The organism is Mesorhizobium sp. M7A.F.Ca.CA.004.12.1.1, from assembly GCF_003997835.1.
Taxonomy (GTDB): domain Bacteria; phylum Pseudomonadota; class Alphaproteobacteria; order Rhizobiales; family Rhizobiaceae; genus Mesorhizobium.
Genome location: NZ_RZRK01000314.1, coordinates 1 through 6,587, shown reverse-complemented (window position 1 = coordinate 6,587; position 6,587 = coordinate 1). Strand labels below are relative to the sequence as shown.

9 protein-coding genes are annotated in these 6,587 nt (G+C 63.3%); 4 read left to right on the top strand and 5 right to left on the bottom strand.

Annotated features, from left to right (window positions below):
- The coding region (locus EN984_RS17705; protein ID WP_206517438.1) for a glutathione S-transferase N-terminal domain-containing protein at positions 1–276 on the bottom strand (276 nt) is incomplete at its 3' end.
- Between the two features lie 199 nt (positions 277–475).
- Here EN984_RS17705 and EN984_RS17700 point away from each other — a divergent pair.
- On the top strand, positions 476–655 hold the full coding sequence (locus EN984_RS17700; protein ID WP_027037831.1) for a CsbD family protein: 180 nt from the start codon (positions 476–478) through the stop codon (positions 653–655).
- A 57-nt stretch (positions 656–712) separates the two neighbouring features.
- Here EN984_RS17700 and EN984_RS17695 read toward each other — a convergent pair whose 3' ends face one another.
- Positions 713–1,843 (bottom strand): metallophosphoesterase, encoded by a 1,131-nt coding sequence (locus EN984_RS17695; protein ID WP_164752202.1) that lies wholly within the window; start codon positions 1,841–1,843, stop codon positions 713–715.
- A gap of 109 nt (positions 1,844–1,952) precedes the next feature.
- Between EN984_RS17695 and EN984_RS17690 the strand changes: the two genes are divergently transcribed.
- Entirely contained in the window at positions 1,953–2,546 is a 594-nt protein-coding gene (locus EN984_RS17690) for a hypothetical protein (protein ID WP_127272746.1), read from the top strand.
- A gap of 64 nt (positions 2,547–2,610) precedes the next feature.
- Here EN984_RS17690 and EN984_RS17685 read toward each other — a convergent pair whose 3' ends face one another.
- On the bottom strand, positions 2,611–3,291 hold the full coding sequence (locus EN984_RS17685) for a TetR/AcrR family transcriptional regulator (protein ID WP_127269335.1): 681 nt from the start codon (positions 3,289–3,291) through the stop codon (positions 2,611–2,613).
- A 96-nt stretch (positions 3,292–3,387) separates the two neighbouring features.
- Here EN984_RS17685 and EN984_RS17680 point away from each other — a divergent pair, with 96 nt between their 5' ends.
- Entirely contained in the window at positions 3,388–4,167 is a 780-nt protein-coding gene (locus EN984_RS17680; RefSeq protein ID WP_127269331.1) for an NIPSNAP family protein, read from the top strand.
- Here the strand turns inward: EN984_RS17680 and EN984_RS17675 are convergent.
- Together EN984_RS17675 and choX are read right to left on the bottom strand one after the other, a co-directional pair.
- Complete coding sequence (locus tag EN984_RS17675) at positions 4,164–4,976, bottom strand: alpha/beta hydrolase (protein WP_127269332.1); 813 nt, start codon at positions 4,974–4,976, stop codon at positions 4,164–4,166. The two genes, EN984_RS17680 and EN984_RS17675, sit on opposite strands and share 4 nt — an antisense overlap.
- A gap of 8 nt (positions 4,977–4,984) precedes the next feature.
- Positions 4,985–5,923 carry a choline ABC transporter substrate-binding protein gene (choX, locus tag EN984_RS17670; protein WP_127272782.1) on the bottom strand — a complete coding sequence of 313 codons (939 nt, stop codon included), beginning with the start codon at positions 5,921–5,923 and terminating at the stop codon, positions 4,985–4,987.
- An 81-nt stretch (positions 5,924–6,004) separates the two neighbouring features.
- Between choX and betI the strand changes: the two genes are divergently transcribed.
- The coding region (betI, locus tag EN984_RS17665) for a transcriptional regulator BetI (RefSeq protein ID WP_127383853.1) at positions 6,005–6,587 on the top strand (583 nt) is incomplete at its 3' end.

The following is a 6,587-nucleotide window of genomic DNA, read 5'->3' as shown; positions in this document are numbered from 1 at the left end:
GGCGTCGATATCGGCCGGCCAGGGCTTTTTTTCGGGAAACAGGTCGGCGAGATATTCAAGGATGGCAAGGGTTTCCCAGACGATCTTGCCACTGTGATTCAGCACCGGCACCTGACCTGTCGGCGACACTTTCGCCAGATTGGCAAAGGTTTCAGGCGTGCGCAGCCGCACGAAACCTTCCTCGAACGGGATCTCCAGATGCCTCATCGCCAGCCATGGCCGCAGCGACCATGAGGAGAAACACTTGTTGCCGATATAGAGCGTAAATTCTGCCATTTTTCTCCCCGCACGCTCGGCCATCCAATATCCATGGTCGACGTGTGTTCACAGCCTAGCCCACCAGCCTTGCCCCAAGGCGGCGGCCGCGCGACCTGATCTGCCGTCCGGGCGACGCCTGGAACCTAACCGACGCCGGCTCGTTAGCTACCCGCAAATGAATTCCCCTGAATTCAAAAATCCCAGGAGATGCGCAAAAATGGTGAACAAGGATCAGGTTGCGGGCGTGGCCAAGCAGGTCAAAGGCTCGGTCAAGGAAGCCGCGGGCAAGGCGACCGGCAACAGGCAGACCCAGGCCGAAGGCACGGGCGACCGGATCGCCGGCAAGGTGCAGAAGGCCTATGGCGACGTCAAGGACAAGGTCAAGAAGGCGCTCTGATCCGACATCGAGAAACGCGCTTTATCGAGGGAAAGGCGGCCGCGAAGGCCGCCTTTTTCATGTGCTCCAGCCCTTGCTGAAAGCATTGGTGAAGGCAACCTCGCCATGATCGCCGGTCGCCTCGCCCAGCACCACGTCCATGCCGTCGCTGGTCACCCTGGCCAGCGCGAAGCCGCCCATATAGGCAGCCTTCGGCTTGAACAGGTCGATCCCGTCCCTGCGATAGATCAGCGGCGTTTCGTGCTGGTGGCCGTGGAAAATGCCGACGACATTGTAGCCCTTCAGCGCCGCCAGCAACGCCTGCCGGTCGGCCTCGCTCCACCAATGCGGCGCACCGGTGCCGTCATCATCGAAGTCGCTCTTGGCGGCATCCCAGCGTTCCACCGAAAAAGTGTCCCAGCCATAATGCTGGAACAGGACGACCGGACGGCCGTCCGCCGCATAGGTCGCCAGGTCCTGCTTCAGCCATGGCAGGCTGCTCTCGGCGCCGTGGCCGGTATCGCCGGCGAAACGATGCGTCTGGATCAGATGCAGGCCGCCCCAGTCCCAGGAGTAGCAGTCGGTGTCGACATCATAGTCGGTGGCCGGCACCGGCGGCTTGAAGAACACGCCGGCGCGATGGTTGACCTCGACATAGTCGCGCAGTTCGCGCCGGTACCAGTCGACATGGTGCGGCGGCCCGTTCTGGTCGAGATCATGGTTGCCGAGCCCGACATAGACCGGCATGTGCACGCGATCCGGGCCGACGCCCTGGATGTAGCGCTGGCTGAACTGGAGCAGTTGGGTGCCCTCGCTCGGCTGCGTGATCTGGCCGCCGCCATCGTCGGTGACGTCGCCGCCGACGACGAGGCCGAGCGGCGTGCCTATCTTGCCGGCGGAACGCAGGCCGGTGGCGACGCCATTGATCTCGGCCGGCCAGTCCTTGTCGCCAAGCGCATTCAGCACCGCCACGTTGCGCAGCAGCGCGGCGTCGGTCTTGCCTTCCTGCAGGCAGTTGGGACTCAAGCCGCTCGCCATCCGGCAGGCATGGACATCGGCGATGAACAGGAAGGTGGCGTCGATCGCCTGGACGCGTTGCCCGGTCTGGCCGAAGGCCGGCCGCGGCAAGGCGCCGGCCGCGGCAAATCCCGCAGCCTGTACCAGGAAGTTGCGTCGGGAAAACGATCCAGTCGAAAGGCGATTCATCATCTGCTGATTCAGCATGGACAGCAGCCGGTCGTCCAGCGCCTCTGCGCCATCATCGACATGACGCCATGGGTCTGGCATGTCTCGCTTGCGCGAGCGGAGGAGGACGAAAATGAAAGCCGCAGCTATCTGCATGATCCTGGCCGCGATGTTGTGCGCGAGCACCGCGCATGCCGCCGGTTGCGTCGATGCCAAGTCCGCCAGGAAGGGTTTCGTTCTGGCGAGACCCGGCATCCAGAGCGAATTTCGGCCCGTGGCCGGCGGGATGATGTCGGTTGCCAACACCTACGAATCGCAATCGCCCCAAACCCAATATCTGTTCGCCGGCCTGATCGAGGTGTTTCGCGACAGCGACACCGGCCGGCAGGCGATGATCCCGTTTTCCGATCTGCGAAAGCTGTTCCCGCTGAAGGCGGGGGCAAAGGCCACGATAGAGTTCGTCGAGTTGTCGCCGAACAAGCCGCCGAAGGGCACAAAGACGCTGAGCCTTGTCGTCAAGGGCAAGGAGACATTCCGTCTGGGCGACTGCAAATACAATGTCCTGGCGGTCAAGGAGACCTTCAAGAACGGCGACGGCGAGACGCTGGATTCATTCACCGCCCTTTATGCGCCCGATCTGCAAGCCGCGCTCGCGCGGCGCTACGATGAAGGCACCGGTTCGGAATCCGTCAACGGCTACGAGACGATCAAGCCGCTGGCCGAGTAGCTGAACCAGAGCCCGGCGTTCCCCACCTCGCCCGGCATCGGATGAAGAACGCAGCGCCGCAAAGTCAAGAGGTTCTCGGCCGTGGCAGTATCCTGTTGCGTCGCCTGGCTGCCAATCCGCCCTGCGATGGCGACGGCGCGCTGCGCTCCAGCCCCGCCAGGCAATCCCGCAGCACACCGGCATCCTGCGCCGTCTTGGCCATCGACATGGCCCCGGAATAGGCGGCGACCGTCAGCGCGGCGAAGCGTTCGGGGTCCGTGCCCTCGTCCTTGCCCGCCTGCTGGTCGGCACGCAGCTTGTCGGCAATCGCGCGCCGCCACCCGGCAAAGATACCGGCAAGGGCAAGGCGGAAATCGGGATCGGCAAGCGACAGTTCGTGCGCCAGATTGTTGAGCGGGCAGCCGCGCACGAAACCCTGCTGCTCCAGTTCCGCCGCCACGGCCTCGAACACGGCGCGCACGCCCTCGCGCGCCGATGCCGCCGCCAGCACCGGCGCGATCCATGTCTCTTCGACCGCTGCCGCCACACGCTCGTCGATCACAGCCAGCGCCAGCGCCTTCTTGGTCGGGAAGTGGTGATGCAGCGCGCCGCCGCTGACATCAGCCGCCGCCATCAGGTCGCCGATGCTGGAGGCGTGATAGCCGCGCGCCTGGAACGCATCCTCGGCGACATCGAGCACTTTCTTGCGCATGCCTTCAGGGTCGTTGGTGCGTTTTCCCGGGCGCGGTTTTGGCTGGACGGTCATCTCTGCTGACATTGCCGAACTTTAGCATGTTGACAAAACAGGACAACCGGTCTGTTTTACAAAACAGGACGATCACCCTGTTTTGGAGAATGTCGGATGAACCTGCCCCAGAACGTCGCGACGAAACCCTCAGCGCTCGCTTCGCCTGTCGTCGAGCTTCGGCAATACACGCTGAAGCCTGGCCGGCGCGACACGCTCATCGGCATCTTCGACGGCAGGCTGATCGAGGGCCAGGAGGACGCCGGCATGACCATCATCGGCCAGTTCCGGGACCTCGATCGGCCTGACATGTTCGTCTGGATGCGCGGCTTCGACGGCATGGATGCGCGGAAAAATGCTCTCGCCGCTTTTTATGGCGGGCCGGTCTGGGCGGCGCACAGCGATGCGGCCAACGCAACGATGATCGATTCCGACGATGTGCTGCTGCTGAAGCCGGCGTGGCCCGCCGCCGGCTTCGACCTCGCGGGCAAGCAGCGGCCAAGCCTGGCCGATGACGAAAAGCCCATTCAAAACAAACCGCTGACCGGCATCGTTGTCATCGAGATTCATCATTTGCAGCCCGGCACAGAGGCTGATTTCGCCACTCGCTTCGAGACTGAGACGGCGTGCCTGATGACGGCCGACGCACGCCTGCTCGCCGCTTTCGTTACCGAGCATGCCGAAAACAGTTTTCCGCGCCTGCCGGTACGGGCTGATGAAAACGTCTTCATCAGCGTCATGGGTTTTGCCAGCACCGAGGCGCATGCCCGCCACCAGGCCGCCCTCGCCGCTTCTCCGGCATGGCAGGATTTTTGGCAGGCCGCGCAGCTCGGCCTGACCAAACAAACGGAGACTTTGCGGCTGTTGCCCACATCGCAATCATTGGTCGGGCGTTAGACTTCAAATGCCTCGATGATCGCCTTTGCGACAAGGACCGGATCTTCCCAATGCGGGTTGTGGCCACAACTCTCAGCCCGAACGAAGACGGCTTCGGCAAGAGCGGATTGCAACGCCTGCTGGTGCGCCGCGCCGAACAGCGGGTCGCAGGCGCCGGCGATGATCAGCGTCCGGGCCTGCACGACTCGTGCCGAGTCGGTCAGGTCGGCGCGGCGGATTTCCTCGAGAATCGCGCGCCAGCGCGGGGTCGGCATCGCCGAGGCCTCTTGCGCCAAGCCGGCGAGAAAGGCTGCTGGCACGTCGGTACGACAGGCATGCCACCAGGCATAGAACGGATCGGTCGGCGATATCGGGTCGCGCAGGGCCTCGACGCTCACCACCAGCGGATGACCCGGCGCGAAATCGGGCTTCAACGTGCCGGCCAGGACCACCAGCCCGCCGATCAACTCCTTGTGCCCCGCAGCCAAAGCGACAGCCACCATGGCGCCCAGCGAATGGCCGACGACGACCGGTCGGTCGAGTTGTAAACTCTGGATCAGCCCGGCCATATCATCGGCAAGATCGGCGATGCCGCAGTTCTTGCCAGCCTGCGAGGCGCCGTGGCCGCGCAGATCCGGCATGATCAGACGACGGCCGGCCAGATATGGCGCCAGAAGCGAAAAACTGCGGCTGGTGTCGGTGAAGCCGTGCACCAACAGCAGTGCCGGCTCGGCGCCTGATACCTCGACATAGGCGATGTCGAGATCGCCGACAGTGACGAATTGCTTGCGGCCGGACCAGGCGCCCTGCTCCGGCAAAGCATCAAGCACCGCCGCTCTCACAGACCGAGCTTTTCCTTGACCGCGGCGAGGCCGGGTTGGCCGTCGAAGGTGGTGACGCCGGCGAGCCAGGCGTCGAGGCGGCTTTTGTTGGCCGTGATTGCCTTCAGCGCGCCGTCCTCCGGCTTCATGCCGTCATTGATCAGATAGCCCATGCCGACATTCTCGAAATCGATGTCGAAGGCGAGATTCCTGAGGAATTGCGCGACGTTCGGGCATTGCTCGAGATAGCCCTTGCGCACCTGCGTCGTCACCGTCGCGGCGCCGAAGTTCGGGCCGAAGAACTTGTCGCCGCCGGTCAGGTACTTGAAGTCGTACATCGTGTTCATCGGATGCGGCGCCCAGCCCTGGAAGACGATGAACTGCTTTTCCTTGATCTCGTAGCCGACCTCGGAAAGCATGCCGGCTTCGCTGGACTCGACCACTTGCCAGCCGTCCAGGCCAAAGGCGGGATCGGCGATGGCGTCCATCATCAACTGGTTTGAACCGGGCTCGATGCCGTACATTTTCTTGCCGAACTTGTCGGCGAATTTGTGCAGGTCGGAAATGTCCTTGACGCCGGCATCCCAGGCGTAGGTCGGAACGGCGAAGGTGTATTTGGCGCCCACGAGATTGACGCGCACATTTTCGACCGAGCCGTCCTTCTTGTAGGGCTCGTAATAGGTGACCATGGCCGGATCCCAGTAGCCCAGGAACAGGTCGAGGTCCCTGTTCTTCATGCCCTCGTAGATGACGTTGATGCCGAGCACCTGGCTTTGCGGCTGATAGCCGAGCGCCTCCAACAGGACGTTGGCGACCCCCGTGGTGAAGGCAAGGTCGTTCCAGCCGGGTTCGGCCATGCGGACCGTCCTGCACTCTTCGGCCTCGGCCGCCTGGGCCGCATGAGAGGCCAACATGAGGGCGGCCAAACAGACGCCGTTTGCAAGGATGCGCAACATTTCGGTTCTCCTCATTCGTGAAATTGACCAATCGGTTTTTTTATTGTCCCATGGGTCAATTCTTGATCTGAGCGGACGAAAATGTCAACGTGGATTCGAAATGCATGGACCAATCCCGTGAAACTCAAGCGTCTCAGTGAGATACGCCGCAAGGAGCTGCGGCAGGCGGCCTTCGTGGTTCTGGAGCGCGAGGGCATTGCCGGCGCGACCCTGGAAAAAGTGGCCGCTCAGGCAGGTGCCTCCAAAGGCATCGTGCTGCACTATTTCCGCAACAAGCAGGAACTGTTCGAGCACGCGATGCGCGAAGCCAATGCCGTCCTGTGCCAGGCGGTGATCGCGCGGCTTCGCCGGGCGCGTACGCCGATGGAGCGCATGGATGCGGTGATCGAGGGCAATTTCGAGGAGCATCTGTTCCAGCCGCCTCTGTGCCATGCCTGGCTGTCGCTCTGCGCCGAGGTGCCGCGCGACGAGAAGATGGCCCGTATCCAGCGGGTGATCCATGCGCGCATGCGCTCGAACCTGTTGTCGGGCCTGCACGGCCTCGCCTCGCCGGCGGATGCCGACGACATCGCGCTTGGCGTCACGGCGCTGATCGACGGGCTTTGGCTGCGGCTCGGCCTGCAACCGGGCAGCGTCTCGCGCGAACAGGCCGTCCGCCAGGTCA

What these genes read in the sequence shown, in the direction of transcription:
- EN984_RS17690 (WP_127272746.1), top strand. Translation starts at nt 1,953, where the DNA reads ATGAAAGCCGCAGCTATCTGCATGATCCTGGCCGCGATGTTGTGCGCG.
- EN984_RS17700 (WP_027037831.1), top strand. Translation starts at nt 476, where the DNA reads ATGGTGAACAAGGATCAGGTTGCGGGCGTGGCCAAGCAGGTCAAAGGC.
- EN984_RS17695 (WP_164752202.1), bottom strand. Translation starts at nt 1,843, where the DNA reads ATGATGAATCGCCTTTCGACTGGATCGTTTTCCCGACGCAACTTCCTG.
- EN984_RS17680 (WP_127269331.1), top strand. Translation starts at nt 3,388, where the DNA reads ATGAACCTGCCCCAGAACGTCGCGACGAAACCCTCAGCGCTCGCTTCG.
- EN984_RS17685 (WP_127269335.1), bottom strand. Translation starts at nt 3,291, where the DNA reads ATGACCGTCCAGCCAAAACCGCGCCCGGGAAAACGCACCAACGACCCT.
- choX (WP_127272782.1), bottom strand. Translation starts at nt 5,923, where the DNA reads ATGTTGCGCATCCTTGCAAACGGCGTCTGTTTGGCCGCCCTCATGTTG.